Below are 14,967 nucleotides of genomic sequence, written 5' to 3' on the forward strand. Positions count from 1 at the left end.
TTCGAGCCTCGACATCCCTGTCTCGGCTACGCCAATTTGCAACAACGCCCGCGGCGGCTCCGAAGGGGGAATTGGTGCAATTCTTCCCACACAGAGTTGTTTTGAGCTGCAGACATACGCCTATTTTCCAGGCATAGGCGGGACTGTGACCGTCGAAAACAAGGATGTTTTCGACGAGGCTACATGGACGTATTAACGCCGTGTCACAGGATCGCCTGTGCGAAAAGCGCACCGCAGGTGATGGGCTGCATTGAGGCCTGAAGCTATATTAGCCTCAGTGGCAGGGCTCGCTATGCAGCGGACAATCTCTTGTGTTTATAAGGCAATAGCGGTTTGGCATTAAGCCCCGCTATTGCCAAACCCTTCCTCAGTCGCGTGTTTGACCTGTACCATTGACCAGGAATTTCTCCGTGGTCAATGACTCCAGTCCCATGGGGCCGTAGGCATGCAGCTTGGTAGTGGCGATACCGATTTCGGCACCGAGCCCCAGCTCGCTGCCGTCGCTGAAGCGCGATGAGGCGTTGACCATCACCACAGAGGCATCGACCCCTTGCTGAAACTGTTGCGCCGCTTGCTGGCTTTCGGTGCAGATCACCTCGGTATGGTGGCTGCCGAAGCGGGCGATATGCTCCATGGCATCCGCCAGTGAGTCGACTTGGCGCACGGCGATTTCCAAGCTCAGGTATTCCTGGCCGAACTCCTCTTCCGTCAGCACAGTGGCCTGGTCGAAGAAGGGCGCCGCCTTCTCATCGGCATTGATCTTCACCCCCTTGTCGGCCAAGGCCTGAGCGGCGATAGGCAGCCAGACTTTGGCGATATCCTTGTGTACCAACAGGCCCTCCAGGGCATTACAGACGCCGGTACGCTGGGTCTTGCCGTTGAGCAGCAGGTTGAGCGCCTTTTCCACATCGGCATCTCTGTCGACATAGAGATGACAAACGCCTTTAAAGTGCTGGATAACCGGGATTTTAGAGTTGTCGCTGACAAAGTTGATCAGGCCTTCGCCGCCTCTTGGGATCACCAGGTCGATATAGTCGCGCTGCTGTAACAGTTCCAGCATCAGGGCGCGGTCGGGATCCGGCACCACGGATACCAGCGCGGTTGGCAGTTTGAACTCTTGCAGCACTTTGTGCAGCACTTTGGCTATCGCCAGGCTGGAGTTGAGTGCCTCTTTACCGCCGCGCAGTATTACCGCGTTGCCCGATTTGAAACACAGCGCTGCGGCATCCGCGGTCACATTGGGGCGCGCCTCATAGATCATACAGACCACCCCGAGCGGCACTCTGAGCTTGCTTATCTGAATACCGTTGGGGCGGCGGCCAAGCTCGCGGCGCTGACCCACGGGATCGTCCAGCTTGACTATGGTGTCTATGCCGCTGGCCATGGCGGCGATCCGCTCTGGCGTCAGGGTCAGCCGGTCGAGCATGGCTTCGCTGAGGCCTGCACTGCGGGCAGCAAGGAGATCTTCCTTATTGGCCTTGAGAATATTGTCATTTTCAGCGAGAAGCGCTTGGGCCATCGCCTTCAGCACCTGATTTTTGGTTTGGGTGTCTATGAGTGCCAGCTCTCTGGCCGCCTTGGCCGCTGAGCTTGCCAGTGTGGTTATCAGACTCATTTAGGTCCTCCTTTGTTCGTTGCGCTACTCTGGTGGCGGGCCACTGTTATTTCTCCAGTTGCGGCGTTTTACAGAGCAGGGCGATATCTTTTTCCGAGACTATGCCGCCCAGGCTATCGGTGAAGCTGTCGGCCAGTTCGGGGTCTTCCTGCTCGGCAATAAAACTCAGCAGGCGGCTGCTGTAGTTGCTGCGAGCCTTGGCCAGACGGGTGCCGTCGTCGCTGCACAGCAGTATGGTATCACCGGCGGCAAAGTTGCCTTTGACCTCAAGTACTTCATTGCTGGAAAGCTCGGCGCAATCCTTGGCGCTATCCATCACCTCATCGGAGGTGACTATCACTTCCCCCTGCGCCCTCACTGTGTGGGTCAGCCAGTGCATTCGCTCCTGCAGCGGGGTTTCGGATGCCCGGAACAGGGTGCCGGGATTGCGGCCCGACAACAGGGCATTGAAGCTCTCTTCTTTGAAGCCGTTGACTATGTAAGTATCAATGCCGTGGGAGCTGGCCTTTTCTGCTGCTTCTATCTTGGTGCGCATGCCGCCGGTGCCGACATCGCTGTGACTGCCGCCGGCCATGGCATAGATGGTGGCATCGATTTTATTGACTTCGGGCAGCAGCTCGGCATCGCTGTGCAGATGCGGGTTCTTGTTGTAGAGACCATCAATATCCGAGCAGATCACTAAGGTATTTGCGTCGGCAGCGGCTGCCACCATGGCCGACAGGTTGTCGTTGTCACCCACCTTGAGCGCATCTGTGGTGACGGTATCGTTCTCGTTGAGGATCGGCAGTATGTCGTGATCCAGCAGGGTAAACACGGTTTCCCTAATCGACAGATAGCGCTCTCTGTCGCGCAGATCGCCATGGGTCAGTAGAATTTGCGCCGTGGGAAAGTCGAAAAACTTATCCCAGGTCGCCATCATCTCAGTCTGCCCGGCGGCGGCCATGGCTTTTTTCAGTACCACCTGGGCCTCTGGGCTATTGACTTCACTGCCAGGTTTGAGTGGAAACCTGTGGGCTCCGGCGGCAATTGAGCCGGAAGAAACCAGTATGGTTTGAATGCCTTTGGCGCGGCAGCGCACAATGAATTGGGCTATGGCCAGCAGATAGCGCGAGCTACAGCCCTGTCTGTCAGGGGCAATCAGGGCGCTGCCGACTTTTAGAACAATTCGTTGCCTTGGTTGCTTATTCATAACTTCCTTAACCTAATTGAGGTGTTACTTCGAAGCGGAGTGGGGATTGAAACCAGACCCGGTGTCTGCCACCGGGTCTAATTGGGGAGCTGTTCTATCCAGTTATTAGTTGACCTGCAGCAGCTTTTCCCGGGTAGCGTGGAAGGTCTCCTGCACTGAGTGTGAGGGATCCTGACCAAAGTGACTGACCAGCACTATCGCTGCAGAGCTCATGATAAAGCCGGGAACTATCTCGTAGATCACGCTGGAGAGTGTCTTGCCATCGGGCAATACCGGCAGCAGGATCCACAGCAGCACTGTGATGGCGCCGGTGAGAATACCGGCAACGGCGCCCGAGTGGGTCATCTTCGACCAGAACAGACTGAACAGCACCAGTGGCCCGAAGGCGGCACCGAAACCGGCCCAGGCGTTACTCACCAGTGACAGTATGCTGCTGTTGCTATCCAGGGCCAGCAAGGTGGCCACGGCGGCAACGGCAAATACCCCGAAACGGCCTATATTCACCAGCTTCTTCTCGTCTATGTCCTTGTGGAACACGGCGCGGTAAACATCCTCGGTCAGTGAACTGGATGATACCAGTAGCTGTGAAGAGATAGTGCTCATGATGGCCGCCAGAATCGCCGCCAGCAGGAAGCCACTCACCAAGGGGTGGAACAGAATTTCCGAGAACAGAATAAAGATGGTTTCCGGATCCTGCAGCCCTGGGTGGAACTTGTTGACATAGGCGACACCGATAAGACCTGTGGCCAGGGCGCCGAGTATGGTCACCAACATCCAGCTCATGCCTATGTTGCGGGCGGTCTTGATATCTTTCACCGAACGAATTGCCATAAAGCGCACTATGATGTGTGGTTGACCGAAATAGCCCAGTCCCCAGGCCATGCTGGAAACAATCGCCAGCAGGCTCATTTTCTCCACAGATTCAGACAGAGGCACTATGGTGTGATTGGCCTGCGCCATCATTTCAGTGCCATTGTTGAACTCCTGAAAAGCCACTATAGGCACCATCACCAGGGCGACAAACATGATACAGCCCTGCACAAAGTCGGTCATACTGACGGCCAGAAAGCCCCCCAATAGGGTGTAGGCCACCACCACTGAGACAGTGATCACCAGGCCAAGTTGGTAACTCAGGCCGAAGGCGGATTCAAACAGTTTGCCCCCGGCGACCAGGCCGGCAGAGGTGTAGAGAGTAAAGAAGAGTATGATCACCGCGGCAGAAATCATCCGCACCGAGCCATTTTTCTTCTCGAAGCGTTTGCTGAAAAAGTCCGGCAGTGTCAGGGCGTCATCGGCTTCCTGGGTATAAACCCTGAGCCTGGGGGCTACCAGCAGATAGTTGAACCAGGCGCCGATAAGCAGGCCCAGCGCAATCCAGATGGTGTCGAAGCCGATAACAAACATGGCGCCCGGCAGACCCATCAGCATCCAACCACTCATATCGGAAGCACCTGCCGACAGCGCCGTGACCTGAGGGCTGACCTGACGGCCGCCGAGAATGTAGCCCGAAATATCATCGGTAGAATTGCGATAGGCAAACAGGCCTATCGCCAGCATGACCACAAAGTAGATGGCCAAAGAGATATAACTCGAATAATCCATAGATTAGTGCCCGTTATTGCCACTGAAGGCTTGATTGAGTTTTTGTTTGCAGAATGGGTACAGGTAGGTTGAGAGTACGAGCCAGAAACACCCTAATTGGATCAGGTACTTGGCTTTATCTCTGAGGCTGATTTGGTAGCGTGAAAGATGACTGTCAGACTCCTGTGAGCTGTTGGCATTCATCGTGATTCTCCTTCCTTAAGTTTCAGCTAAAGTTGGACTGGCGAAAAACCACTTGAAGGCTAACCAATCAATTGATTAGTGTTCAAATGGTTTTGGTTCGAACGATATTATTCATGTTTATCAGAAAATGATCAAGTTTATATCTGAGTGAATCACTAGGCTATTACTGGGTGATTGGTGTTTTGTTTATTTAGAATCATGTAGTTATGCTTTTATTTTCTTAAACTTATCAATTTTTAATATATTGCATGCAATTATAAGACAAGTGATTAAATCTCGATTTGAGCTATAACTGTTTTGTAATCAAGCTCTGAAATAAGCCGGAAATAATTAGAGTTTAAAATTAATTTGCGATAGCGTCCGCTTCTGCCAAGCGAACCACTGCAAACCCGTGTAATCACTGGGCCAGCTCTCCAATTCCAACTCGATAAACTCCTCAAAATAGCGCTTGAACTATAGGCGTTTTTATATATGATTTAGCATATATCTGGTTATCCATATATCTTGCCGGTTGCTGAAGGTGTTCAATTGAGTGGCAACTGAAACGGCAGATGTATGGCTGGCCGAATATTGGCCTTAAGGAGCGGCATTTATCATGGAACTACCGAATTTTTTCAAAGCCTTGGCTGATGAAACCCGGCTGCGCAGCCTGCTGTTGATCCTGCAGCAGGGAGAGCTTTGTGTCTGCGAGTTGACTGAGGCCCTGGCCTTGAGTCAACCGAAGGTTTCCCGTCATCTGGCGCAGCTGCGAACTCAGGGGCTGCTGCAGGACAGACGCCGGGGCCAATGGGTGTTTTATCGTCTCAGCCCCGAACTGGCACCCTGGTGCGAGCAGTTGCTGCGGGACACACTGACGGCCAACCCTGGCTTTATTGCTGATGAGCTGACTCGGCTGGAGGCCATGGCCTCGAGGCCGCAAGCTTGCTGTTGAAGCAGGCCGAAATCTATCACTTGAGCGCCGGAAGTTAACCGCCGGGGAACCGGAGAGGGGGATGTATGGGCATTTTTGAACGTTGGCTCAGCCTGTGGGTAGGGCTGTGCATTTTAGCTGGGATAGCGCTGGGTTATCTGGCACCTGGTGTATTTGCCGCAATTGCGGCGCTGGAATACGCCCATGTCAATCTGGTGATCGCCATACTTATCTGGGTGATGATCTATCCCATGATGGTGCAAATCGATTTTTCCGCTATCAAGGATGTTGGCCGAAATCCCAAGGGATTGCTGCTGACGCTGGTGATCAACTGGTTGCTGAAGCCTTTTACCATGGCGCTGCTTGGCTGGCTCTTTTTCCGTTTTCTGTTTGCCCCTTGGGTAGAGCCGCAAACGGCGCAGGAGTATATCGCCGGGATGATCCTCCTCGGAGTCGCTCCTTGTACCGCTATGGTGTTTGTCTGGAGTCAACTGACCCGCGGCGATGCCAACTACACTCTGGTGCAGGTATCGGTCAATGATGTGATCATGATTTTTGCCTTCGCACCCCTGTCGGCGCTGCTGCTGGGGGTGAGCGATATACAGGTGCCATGGGAAACCTTGATTCTGTCTGTGGCGCTGTATGTGTTGCTGCCTTTGTTAGCCGGGGTATTGACCCGCAAACACTTCAATAGCCGACCAGGGGCGATCACGGCCTTGCTGTCCAGGCTCAAACCCTGGTCGATATTGGGACTGCTGCTGACGGTAGTGCTACTGTTTGCTCTGCAGGCCGAAACCATAGTGGCCCAGCCGCAAAATATTGTGCTGATCGCCATCCCGCTGTTACTGCAAACTTACGGTATTTTCCTGCTGGCCTGGTGGCTGGCGAAGCGTTTGCGCCTGCCCCACAACATAGCCGCTCCGGCTTGTATGATAGGCACTTCCAACTTTTTCGAACTGGCGGTTGCCGTGGCTATCTCCCTCTTTGGTATGCATTCGGGAGCGGCACTGGCCACAGTCGTTGGGGTTCTGGTGGAAGTGCCTGTGATGCTGTCTCTGGTGGCATTTGCCAATCGCCGCCGCGGTAATTGGCTTGCGGCCAACAAATAAAAGGAGAACTGAGATGACAATAAAGGTGGGAATTAACGGCTTTGGCCGTATGGGGCGGCTGGCCTTGAGGGCTGCCTGGGATTGGCCGGAACTCGAATTTGTGCAGATCAACGACCCGGCGGGTGATGCCGCCACCCTGGCGCACCTGTTGGAGTTTGACTCGGTTCATGGCCGTTGGTCGCACCCAGTCGAGCATGAGGACAACGCCATAGTCATAGCCGGGCGGCGGATAGCGACCAGTCGCAATCAGGCCATTGCAGACAGTGATTGGTCTCAATGCGATCTGGTGATCGAGGCCTCGGGGAAGATGAAAACCAAGGCGCTGTTGCAAGCCTATCTTGATCAAGGGGTGAAACGGGTGGTGGTGACAGCGCCGGTTAAAGAGGAAGGCGTCGCCAACCTGGTGATGGGGGTGAATCATCAGAGTTACGACCCGGCCAGGCATCCGATAGTGACAGCCGCATCCTGTACCACCAATTGTCTGGCGCCTGTGGTCAAGGTCATCCATGAGAACTTCGGTATTCGTCATGGCTCCATGACCACAATTCACGACATCACCAACACCCAGACTATATTGGATGCGCCCCATAAGGATCTGCGCCGTGCCCGTGCCTGTGGTCAGAGCCTGATCCCGACCACCACAGGCAGTGCCACCGCTATTACCCATATTTTCCCTGAGCTGAAAGGCCGCCTCAACGGCCATGCGGTCAGGGTGCCGCTGGCCAACGCCTCGCTGACCGACTGTGTGTTTGAACTGGAGCAAACAGTGACAGAGCAGCAGGTCAACGACTTGCTGCAACAGGCGGCCGAGACTGAGCTCAAGGGCATTCTCGGCTTCGAGTCGCGGCCGCTGGTGTCGGTGGACTACAAGACAGATCCCCGCTCCTGCATAGTGGATGGGCTGTCCACCATGGTGATCAACGGCACTCAGCTCAAACTCTACTGTTGGTATGACAACGAATGGGGCTATGCCAATCGCACCGCCGAGTTGGCGCTGATGGTGGGCCGTTTGGACCGGGATGCCTGAAGGACAACACCATGGCTGAAATGAGTCCGGCGTTGCGCCAATATCTGTTGATCACCGGCAACTACTGGGCCTTTACCCTGACAGATGGCGCGCTACGCATGCTGGTGGTGCTCTATTTCTATCAGTTGGGTTACGGTGCGCTGGCCATTGCCATGCTGTTTATCTTCTATGAGTTTTTCGGTGTGGTCACCAATCTGTTGGGCGGCTGGCTCGGCGCCCGTTTGGGGCTCAACCGCACCATGAATATCGGCCTTGGGCTGCAGATAGTGGCGCTGGCTATGTTGTTGGTGCCTCAAGCCTGGCTGACCATTCCCTGGGTGATGGCAGCCCAGGCTCTGTCGGGGATTGCCAAAGATCTCAACAAGATGAGTGCCAAGAGTGCCATCAAGACCCTGGTACCCAAGGATGCGGCCCAGGCGGGACAGACCCTGTATCGCTATGTGGCGCTGTTGACCGGCTCCAAGAACGCCCTCAAAGGGATAGGTTTCTTCCTCGGCGGTGCGCTGCTGAGCCTGTTGGGGTTTGCCGGTGCCATTGCCGCCATGGCCGCTGTTTTGACCTTGGTGTGGCTGAGCTCGCTGCTGTTTCTCAAGGCAGAACTGGGCCAGGCCAAGAATAAGCCCAAGTTCAGTGAGCTGTTTTCCAAGAGCCGGGCGGTGAATATTCTCTCTGCGGCCAGGCTGTTTCTGTTTGCCGCCAGGGATGTTTGGTTTGTGGTGGCCTTGCCCGTGTATCTGGCCAGCCAATTTGGCTGGGATCACTGGCAAGTGGGGGGCTTTCTGGCCGGCTGGATTATCGCCTACGGCTTGGTGCAGGCTCTGGCGCCCAGGCTGACCGCCAAGGCCGACGGCAAGACAGTTGGCAAGCATAAAGGCTCGGCCTTGCCGGGACGGGCGGCGGCGCTCTTATGGTGCGGCTTGCTCACTCTGGTGCCAGCGCTTATCGCCCTTGGGCTTGGCAGTCAATACTCGCATGTCTGGCTGATCGGCGGCCTGTTGCTATTCGGCGCCTTGTTTGCGGTGAACTCTTCGCTGCACAGTTTTCTGATTGTCAGTTATGCCCGCGAGGATGGGGTATCCCTGGATGTGGGGTTCTACTATATGGCTAACGCCGCCGGGCGCTTGCTGGGCACAGTGCTTTCCGGTGCGCTGTTTCAGTGGTGGGGGCTGGAGGCTTGCCTCTGGGTTTCCAGCGCCATGTTACTGCTGACTCTGATTATCTCCCGCGGTCTGCCCCAAGAGCATGAGGCGTAATGATCCATTGCAAAATTAGACTATAAGGGAGTGTCACTTTTTCCCATAAGGGCATAGGCTTAGGGAAGGTGCGAACAAGTCCCATGCGTGCTCTGCGTTGGCTTACAGGCCTGTATGCAAGGCGTGGTTCGCAGCAAATGGCTAGTCCTTTACAAGAAGCACAACATAGCAGACAGGTTTGTAAGCAACGCCCTTCGGGGCTTTCACAGCAACCGGCTCTCTGCGTTATCCGACTTCGACAGGCCCCGGCATGCCTTCAGTCAGATGCCTTGAACGCCAATTGCTGTGCAAGCCAGAGTGCCACGAGGACTTATTCGCACCTTCCTTAGGAAGGTGCGGCAGAGTTTTCCCGAGATCCTGGCTTAATAGCGTTGGGAAGATTATCCGTAGCATCATTGGCCGAATTGTTTCAAAGAGGGAAGTGTTATGTCCATGAGCTTGCAGTTTTGGGGTGCCACCCAGGAAGTCACAGGTTCCTGCCATCTGTTGCGGGTCAACGATGCAAGTTTGTTGTTGGATTGTGGTCTTATTCAGGGAGGGCGGCAGGATGAACTGCGTAACCATGAAGCCTTTCCCTTTGCTCCTGAATCCCTGACTGCAGTGGTGTTGAGCCACGCCCATATCGACCATTCTGGGCGGCTACCCCTGCTGGTGAAGCAGGGTTTTAGCGGCCCTATCTACACCCATAAAGCCACCATGGATCTGTGCGCCATCATGCTCAAGGACGCGGCCATGCTGCAGCAGCGTGATGCCGAGCGGCAGAACCGCAAACGCGCCAGGCAAGATCTCGAACCGATAGAGCCACTGTTCACCGAAGAAGATGTCGAACTGGCACTGACCCGTTTTATTCCACTGGACTATGGCACCAAGCTGGATCCCATTCCCGGTGTGACCCTGTGTTTGAGTGATGCCGGCCATATTCTGGGGTCGGCGCTACTGGAGCTGTGGATCAATGATGGCAACACCCAGAAAAAACTGGTGTTCAGTGGCGATCTCGGCCGCGCCGGTATGCCGATCCTCAAAGATCCTACGCTGATCCAACAGGCCGATCTGGTGTTGATGGAAAGCACCTATGGCGACAGGTTACACCGTAGTTGGGAGGCGACCCTGGAAGAACTCAAGGGGATCTTCGCGACAGCCATCAGTGAGAGCCGTGGCAATATCCTGATCCCTGCTTTCTCGGTTGGCCGGGCGCAGGAGCTTTTGTATCTGTTTCACCTCTATGCCGGGGAATGGGATCTGTCACGCTGGAAAATCTGCCTCGACAGCCCCATGGCGATAGAGGCCACCAAGGTGTATATCAATAACTATCCCTTGATGGACGAGGACTTCAAGCGCTTCGTGCATCAGCACCCCGGGCAGCACCCGCTGCTGTCTGGGATAGAGTTTATTCAAAGTACCGAAGAGTCGATGGAACTCAACGACGTACATCAGGGGCTTATTATTATTGCCGGCAGCGGCATGTGTAACGGCGGTCGTATCCGCTGTCATCTGGAGCACAACCTGTGGCGGCCCGAGTGCGACATTATCATCTGTGGTTTTCAGGCGCTGGGAACCCCGGGGCGGCTGTTGGTCGATGGTGCCAGTGAGCTCACCATCAACGGTAATTCGGTGAATGTCGCCGCCAGAATTCACACTGTCGGCGGGTTGTCGGCCCATGCGGATCAGGCCGAATTGCTGCGCTGGTACCGTGAGTTTGAAGGGGCGCCGCCACTCATTCTGGTTCACGGTGAGCCGGATGCCCAGCGGCAACTCCTGAGTGTGCTGGAACATGCCGATGGCGTGCAGCCCAAGCCCAGACCCCAGGCCTCGGCCATAGCGACCGAAGGCGACAAGCTGGATCTCAGCCGTTTACCCGAACTGAGCTGGGTTGTGGGCTAAATTTTAGTGAGAAGTCATAAACTTAACTTATCGGTTTGTTCCCTATAGTAGACTGAGCACTATGACGTTGAATCAAAAGAGAATTAACCTTTAATGGGACGAAGTAAAGTAATATGAGTAATACTCCGTACATTGATAATAAAAATCGTCTAGCTGATGTCATAGCCGCAATACAGGTTATGGGAACATATAAGTTTTACAAGTTGGAGTTTTCTGGTTGGGCTGATCGTATATCTGGTGATGAAAGTCAGGGAGAATATTGGAAAAGGATATTTGAACAACATCCTGAGTTTTTTCGTATAGATCAAACTAGAACTAAGGCATCCCTTGTTTGGCGTAGGAACTATCAAAAATTATATGATATTGATAAAGAAGAAAAAATATCAAGAGAAGAGTTTAGAGGGTTATGTTCTGAAAAGAAAGAACGCATTTCGAGGAACCCTTTGAGCAACTCTGATATATCAACATTGGTAACTACTGCCATTAACCTTCATTCAAGTGAAATTGCCCATAAAAAGGAGGCTCGCTGGTGGATAGCCGGAACCATGAGTCTACTAGGAGTTATTTTAGGGGTGCTCCTGAAGGCTATTATTGGTTAACTATTATTAACAAAAAATAAAAACGCCCCTTAATAAAGGAGCGATTTTATTGTTGGCGCAAACTTGGCTTTAGCCTTGGCGCTGCCAGAGGATCTCCAGCTCATCGGCTTCGCCCATTGCGGCTTCCAATAGATTGATGAGTTCGGCATCGGCCTCTATGGCTTTAAAGGTTTCTAGTTGAGTGCGGTTCAGCCAGTAGTCCTGGTCGGCATCATGCTCTTCTACCAGGTTGTCGATCAGAAACTGCAGCTGTTGTTCGGAGATATGGCCGATAAAGGCGCCGGTTTCTTTATTGCTGAGTTGGATCATTCTCTCTCCTTGGATTGCTGTGGCCTTATTGGCCGAAAATCTTAGCTTGCACTATATCCTCTTCAGTAAGTGCGTTGAATCCCTTGTTTTGTCATAAAGGTCTCTTCATAAGCGACCCCTGCCAGGGTGGCGATAGCCAGGCCAAGCACCAGTGCCAGCAGTAGAGGCTTGCAAACCCCCATGGGCACCAGCCAGATCAGTAACAGTGCCAATACGCAAATGCCCCCGCTGATGGGGTTGAATAAGAGTTCCAGACTGATCTCGAAAACATTTAAGGTTTCAGCGTCCTGATAGCGCCGGAAATGGAGCAGGAAATAGAGGGCTCCGCAGAGCAAACTGACACTGGAAAATGCCAATAGGCCGCTGAGGCTGAAAGTTTCTTTGAAGTATAAAGTGGCCTGGTAACCCGCCACAGTCAATATTGCCAGCCAGATAATAAGCAGTGGCGCCAGGATCAGTCCCATTACAGTCCTTTGGTTAGACGTCCATGTTTACAGGTGACTGTAACCTAAAAACATTTTTACAACAAACCACCAGTGGATGATTTGTGGCCTGGCTCGCTTCTCTGCCAAGATTTGCTAGCTCTAATAGCGGTAAAACCACTTTTTTCAATATTTAACAGCTTGGTTACTTTTTAAGCTGTTTGCAGGATATACTCAGACAAGTAATTGTTGTCGGAAGAAAACTTGTTTGGAGAATCCTTATGCGTTTTATTAAGACACTGTTTATCCTGCTGGCACTGATAGTGGCTGTGCCGCTGATTGCCGCTCTGTTTGTCAAAAGCGACTATCAGGTGACCACCAATGTGGTGATAAATCGTCCGGTGGCCGAGGTCTATGACTATGTGAAGTATCTGAAGAATTAAGATAATTTCAGCGTCTGGGCTAAGATGGATCCGGCGATGAAGCGCAGTTATCGCGGCATTGACGGCACTGTTGGCTTTGTCTCAGCTTGGGAGAGTGATAACCCAGAGGTGGGTCAAGGTGAGCAAGAGATAGTTGCCATGGAAACTAACAAACGCATAGATTATGAGCTCAGATTCCTGACTCCCTTCGAGGCCACTGAACCCGCCTACATGTTATTTGAGCCCTATGAAGGTAATAGAACCAACCTCAGTTGGGGCTTTAAGGGGCATCTGGATTATCCGATGAATCTGATGTTTCTGTTTGTCGATTTTGAAACCATGATCGCCACGGATCTATTGCGCGGGCTCAGTAATCTTAAGCTGTTACTCGAGTCTGCACCCGCGCCACAAGAACAAATTCAGAGCCCGTAAATCCAGGCGACCCATTGACGGTAAAGATTAAGCCCTATCAGCAGGTTAATCGGGAAAGTAACCCCCAGCGAGGCCAACATGGCCACGCCGATATTGGCCGATGGAATGGCCGCGCGGATCGCTGCCGGTGCCGCAATATAAGAGGCGCTGGCGCAGAGGCCGGCCAGTACCAGTGCCGAACCGGCGGGCAGCCCCAGGGCGTGACCTGTAATGATGCCCACCCAGGCAAGGACAAAAGGCGTAACGGCGGCAAATACCAACAGGCGCCAGTGACTCAAGGGCAGCGGAGCACACACCCTGGCGGTACACAAGCCCATCTCCAGCAAGAACAGCGCCAGCAAGGTCTTGAATCCCTGCATCAGCACAGGGCTCAAAGAGGCCAAGCCCTCAGCGCCGTAGCCCCATCCGATAAGCACGCCGCCCCCCAACAATATCACCCCACGACTGGTAAGCGCTTCCAGCAGAATATTGCCACTGCCTCCCGTTTTATTCCGGTTCAGGCGTCGATAGAGCCACAACATGACTATGATGGATGGCAGCTCCAGCAGTACCAGATAGAGAGTGGTTTCGGGTTTGAGTGGCCAGCCCAGCTGCTCCGTCATGGCGTAGACAACAGCAAAGGTCCCGGCACTGACCGAACCGTAGTGGGCGGCAATACTGATGGCATCGCTCTGGGATAGGCGGACCACTTTTTTCAATATGGGATACAGCGCCAGCGGGATAGCCAGTCCCAGGCCTATCACCAACCCCAGCTCGATAAAGGACAGCTGATCTGTGTGGCCGTGCAGTGCCATGCCACCCTTGAGGCCCAGGGTTAGCATTAACAGGATGGAAAGGGTTTCGTAGGTGGATTCGGGGACTCTGAGATCTGATTTGAGCAGACCGGCCAACAGGCCTAGGCCGAAAAAGGCAATAACAACATCAGGCATGGGGTTCTCCTTGTTAGACGGCTGGAGATTGTGCTCGCCCGGCGCTATATTGGAAAATAAATTATTCACTACATATATATAGATAATTATCTATGGATCTTCGTCATCTCAGCCTGCGCTTGTTGCAGGTGTATATCGAAGTGGTCCGGCGGCAGAATATTTCAGCCGCTGCCAGACACCTTTATCTGACTCAGCCGACCGTATCGCTGCAATTGAAAAAACTGGCCGAGCTGGTGGGGGAGCCATTACTGGAAACCGGCCCGGGAGGACTGCGGCCGACCCAGGTGGGCCAGGAGCTGTATCGTGCCGCCGTGGATGTGATGACTCGTTTGGAAGACTTCAACGGTATGCTGGCCAAGGTGCGGGAAGGGCAGAGCGGCCACATCAATATCGGCCTGGTGACCACGGCTAAGTATGTGGTGCCGCGGATCCTCGGCGCCTTCTATCGCCATTTCCCCGGCGTCCGAGTCACACTGAACATAGGCAACCGTGCCCATGTACTGAATCGCTTTGAGCATCTGGAAGATGATCTTTATCTCTTCAGCCATCCCCCCAGGGGCGATACTGTGCAATCGGCGCGGATCATCCGTAACCCTCTGCAGTTGATTGCCCCTAGAGACCATTGGGCCGCCGGGCAGAGTGAACTCAAGTTTGAGCAGCTCAGTCGCGAGCGCTTTCTCATCCGTGAGCCTGGTTCGGCTACTCGGTTAATGTTTGAGTCCTGGCTCAGCGGTCAGGGGATGGAACTGGGCGACTGTATGCAGATCGAGAGTAATGAGGCCATTCGTCTGGGGGTCGCTTCTGGGCTGGGGTTATCTGTTATTTCGGCCCATACCCTGGAGGAAGGGCGTGAGCGCCCGGCTATTCTGAACGTGAAGGGCTTCCCGTTGGAGAGCAACTGGTATCTGGTGAGTCGTAAAGACAGGCGCATGCCTTATGCGGCGCGGCAATTGGTGTACTTTATGGCTGAGCATCTGCAGCAGTGTATAGAGGCTGAATGGGTGGCCGGTGATATAGCCCAGCTGCCGGCCAACCTGGGGTTGAGCGCCGACTGAGTTTGACCTCGGGTTTCCAATTGTTAATAT

At 53.8% G+C, this 14,967-nt stretch carries 16 protein-coding genes; 10 read left to right on the forward strand and 6 right to left on the reverse strand.

What is annotated here, in order from left to right; translation table 11 throughout:
* Positions 1-196: hypothetical protein (locus tag RC73_RS21140; RefSeq protein ID WP_039034425.1), on the forward strand; the 196-nt coding region annotated here is incomplete at its 5' end.
* Positions 197-367: 171 nt separating this feature from the next.
* Here the strand turns inward: RC73_RS21140 and RC73_RS09560 are convergent.
* From RC73_RS09560 to putP, 3 genes are all read right to left on the reverse strand, one after another.
* On the reverse strand, positions 368-1,615 hold the full coding sequence (locus RC73_RS09560; RefSeq protein ID WP_039034426.1) for a glutamate-5-semialdehyde dehydrogenase: 1,248 nt from the start codon (positions 1,613-1,615) through the stop codon (positions 368-370).
* Between the two features lie 46 nt (positions 1,616-1,661).
* A complete protein-coding gene (gene proB, locus RC73_RS09565) occupies positions 1,662-2,804 on the reverse strand; it encodes a glutamate 5-kinase (protein WP_039034427.1) in 1,143 nt (380 codons plus the stop codon).
* 105 nt (positions 2,805-2,909) lie between these two features.
* The gene (gene putP, locus RC73_RS09570) at positions 2,910-4,406 is read right to left on the reverse strand and encodes a sodium/proline symporter PutP (RefSeq protein ID WP_039034428.1); all 1,497 of its coding nucleotides are present in this window, start codon (positions 4,404-4,406) and stop codon (positions 2,910-2,912) included.
* A gap of 778 nt (positions 4,407-5,184) precedes the next feature.
* Here putP and RC73_RS09580 point away from each other — a divergent pair.
* The 6 genes from RC73_RS09580 to RC73_RS09605 all read left to right on the forward strand — a co-directional run bounded on the left by RC73_RS09580 (position 5,185) and on the right by RC73_RS09605 (position 11,368).
* Positions 5,185-5,520, forward strand: coding sequence for an ArsR/SmtB family transcription factor (locus RC73_RS09580; RefSeq protein WP_039034430.1), 336 nt, complete (start codon positions 5,185-5,187; stop codon positions 5,518-5,520).
* Between the two features lie 65 nt (positions 5,521-5,585).
* Entirely contained in the window at positions 5,586-6,608 is a 1,023-nt protein-coding gene (arsB, locus tag RC73_RS09585; RefSeq protein ID WP_039034431.1) for an ACR3 family arsenite efflux transporter, read from the forward strand.
* Between the two features lie 13 nt (positions 6,609-6,621).
* Positions 6,622-7,635 (forward strand): ArsJ-associated glyceraldehyde-3-phosphate dehydrogenase, encoded by a 1,014-nt coding sequence (locus RC73_RS09590; protein ID WP_039034432.1) that lies wholly within the window; start codon positions 6,622-6,624, stop codon positions 7,633-7,635.
* 11 nt (positions 7,636-7,646) lie between these two features.
* A complete protein-coding gene (gene arsJ / locus RC73_RS09595) occupies positions 7,647-8,888 on the forward strand; it encodes an organoarsenical effux MFS transporter ArsJ (protein WP_039034433.1) in 1,242 nt (413 codons plus the stop codon).
* 426 nt (positions 8,889-9,314) lie between these two features.
* A complete protein-coding gene (locus RC73_RS09600) occupies positions 9,315-10,769 on the forward strand; it encodes an MBL fold metallo-hydrolase RNA specificity domain-containing protein (protein WP_039034434.1) in 1,455 nt (484 codons plus the stop codon).
* Positions 10,770-10,882: 113 nt separating this feature from the next.
* Positions 10,883-11,368: a hypothetical protein gene (locus RC73_RS09605; protein ID WP_039034435.1), complete on the forward strand. Its 486-nt coding sequence runs from the start codon at positions 10,883-10,885 to the stop codon at positions 11,366-11,368.
* Positions 11,369-11,437: 69 nt separating this feature from the next.
* Here RC73_RS09605 and RC73_RS09610 read toward each other — a convergent pair whose 3' ends face one another.
* Entirely contained in the window at positions 11,438-11,677 is a 240-nt protein-coding gene (locus tag RC73_RS09610; RefSeq protein ID WP_039034436.1) for a hypothetical protein, read from the reverse strand.
* Between the two features lie 62 nt (positions 11,678-11,739).
* Positions 11,740-12,141, reverse strand: a complete 402-nt coding sequence (locus tag RC73_RS09615; RefSeq protein ID WP_039034437.1) for a hypothetical protein — start codon at positions 12,139-12,141, stop codon at positions 11,740-11,742.
* 239 nt (positions 12,142-12,380) lie between these two features.
* Between RC73_RS09615 and RC73_RS21145 the strand changes: the two genes are divergently transcribed.
* Together RC73_RS21145 and RC73_RS09620 are read left to right on the forward strand one after the other, a co-directional pair.
* The gene (locus RC73_RS21145; protein WP_235369993.1) at positions 12,381-12,542 is read left to right on the forward strand and encodes a hypothetical protein; all 162 of its coding nucleotides are present in this window, start codon (positions 12,381-12,383) and stop codon (positions 12,540-12,542) included.
* Positions 12,543-12,578: 36 nt separating this feature from the next.
* Complete coding sequence (locus RC73_RS09620; RefSeq protein WP_235369995.1) at positions 12,579-12,953, forward strand: SRPBCC family protein; 375 nt, start codon at positions 12,579-12,581, stop codon at positions 12,951-12,953.
* On the opposite strand, the gene RC73_RS09625 is transcribed toward RC73_RS09620, so the two are convergent.
* On the reverse strand, positions 12,941-13,882 hold the full coding sequence (locus tag RC73_RS09625; RefSeq protein ID WP_039034438.1) for a sodium-dependent bicarbonate transport family permease: 942 nt from the start codon (positions 13,880-13,882) through the stop codon (positions 12,941-12,943). The genes RC73_RS09620 and RC73_RS09625 overlap by 13 nt on opposite strands.
* Positions 13,883-13,974: 92 nt before the next feature.
* Here RC73_RS09625 and RC73_RS09630 point away from each other — a divergent pair, with 92 nt between their 5' ends.
* Positions 13,975-14,937 (forward strand): LysR family transcriptional regulator, encoded by a 963-nt coding sequence (locus RC73_RS09630; RefSeq protein ID WP_039034439.1) that lies wholly within the window; start codon positions 13,975-13,977, stop codon positions 14,935-14,937.
* Positions 14,938-14,967 lie beyond the last annotated feature (30 nt).

The organism is Shewanella sp. ECSMB14102 (assembly GCF_000813075.1).
Lineage (GTDB): Bacteria > Pseudomonadota > Gammaproteobacteria > Enterobacterales > Shewanellaceae > Shewanella > Shewanella indica.

What these genes read in the sequence shown, in the direction of transcription:
- RC73_RS09615 (WP_039034437.1), bottom strand. Translation starts at nt 12,141, where the DNA reads ATGGGACTGATCCTGGCGCCACTGCTTATTATCTGGCTGGCAATATTG.
- RC73_RS21145 (WP_235369993.1), top strand. Translation starts at nt 12,381, where the DNA reads ATGCGTTTTATTAAGACACTGTTTATCCTGCTGGCACTGATAGTGGCT.
- RC73_RS09580 (WP_039034430.1), top strand. Translation starts at nt 5,185, where the DNA reads ATGGAACTACCGAATTTTTTCAAAGCCTTGGCTGATGAAACCCGGCTG.
- RC73_RS09600 (WP_039034434.1), top strand. Translation starts at nt 9,315, where the DNA reads ATGTCCATGAGCTTGCAGTTTTGGGGTGCCACCCAGGAAGTCACAGGT.
- RC73_RS09605 (WP_039034435.1), top strand. Translation starts at nt 10,883, where the DNA reads ATGAGTAATACTCCGTACATTGATAATAAAAATCGTCTAGCTGATGTC.
- RC73_RS09560 (WP_039034426.1), bottom strand. Translation starts at nt 1,615, where the DNA reads ATGAGTCTGATAACCACACTGGCAAGCTCAGCGGCCAAGGCGGCCAGA.
- RC73_RS09610 (WP_039034436.1), bottom strand. Translation starts at nt 11,677, where the DNA reads ATGATCCAACTCAGCAATAAAGAAACCGGCGCCTTTATCGGCCATATC.
- RC73_RS09590 (WP_039034432.1), top strand. Translation starts at nt 6,622, where the DNA reads ATGACAATAAAGGTGGGAATTAACGGCTTTGGCCGTATGGGGCGGCTG.
- RC73_RS09620 (WP_235369995.1), top strand. Translation starts at nt 12,579, where the DNA reads ATGAAGCGCAGTTATCGCGGCATTGACGGCACTGTTGGCTTTGTCTCA.
- RC73_RS09630 (WP_039034439.1), top strand. Translation starts at nt 13,975, where the DNA reads ATGGATCTTCGTCATCTCAGCCTGCGCTTGTTGCAGGTGTATATCGAA.
- proB (WP_039034427.1), bottom strand. Translation starts at nt 2,804, where the DNA reads ATGAATAAGCAACCAAGGCAACGAATTGTTCTAAAAGTCGGCAGCGCC.
- arsB (WP_039034431.1), top strand. Translation starts at nt 5,586, where the DNA reads ATGGGCATTTTTGAACGTTGGCTCAGCCTGTGGGTAGGGCTGTGCATT.
- RC73_RS09625 (WP_039034438.1), bottom strand. Translation starts at nt 13,882, where the DNA reads ATGCCTGATGTTGTTATTGCCTTTTTCGGCCTAGGCCTGTTGGCCGGT.
- putP (WP_039034428.1), bottom strand. Translation starts at nt 4,406, where the DNA reads ATGGATTATTCGAGTTATATCTCTTTGGCCATCTACTTTGTGGTCATG.
- arsJ (WP_039034433.1), top strand. Translation starts at nt 7,647, where the DNA reads ATGGCTGAAATGAGTCCGGCGTTGCGCCAATATCTGTTGATCACCGGC.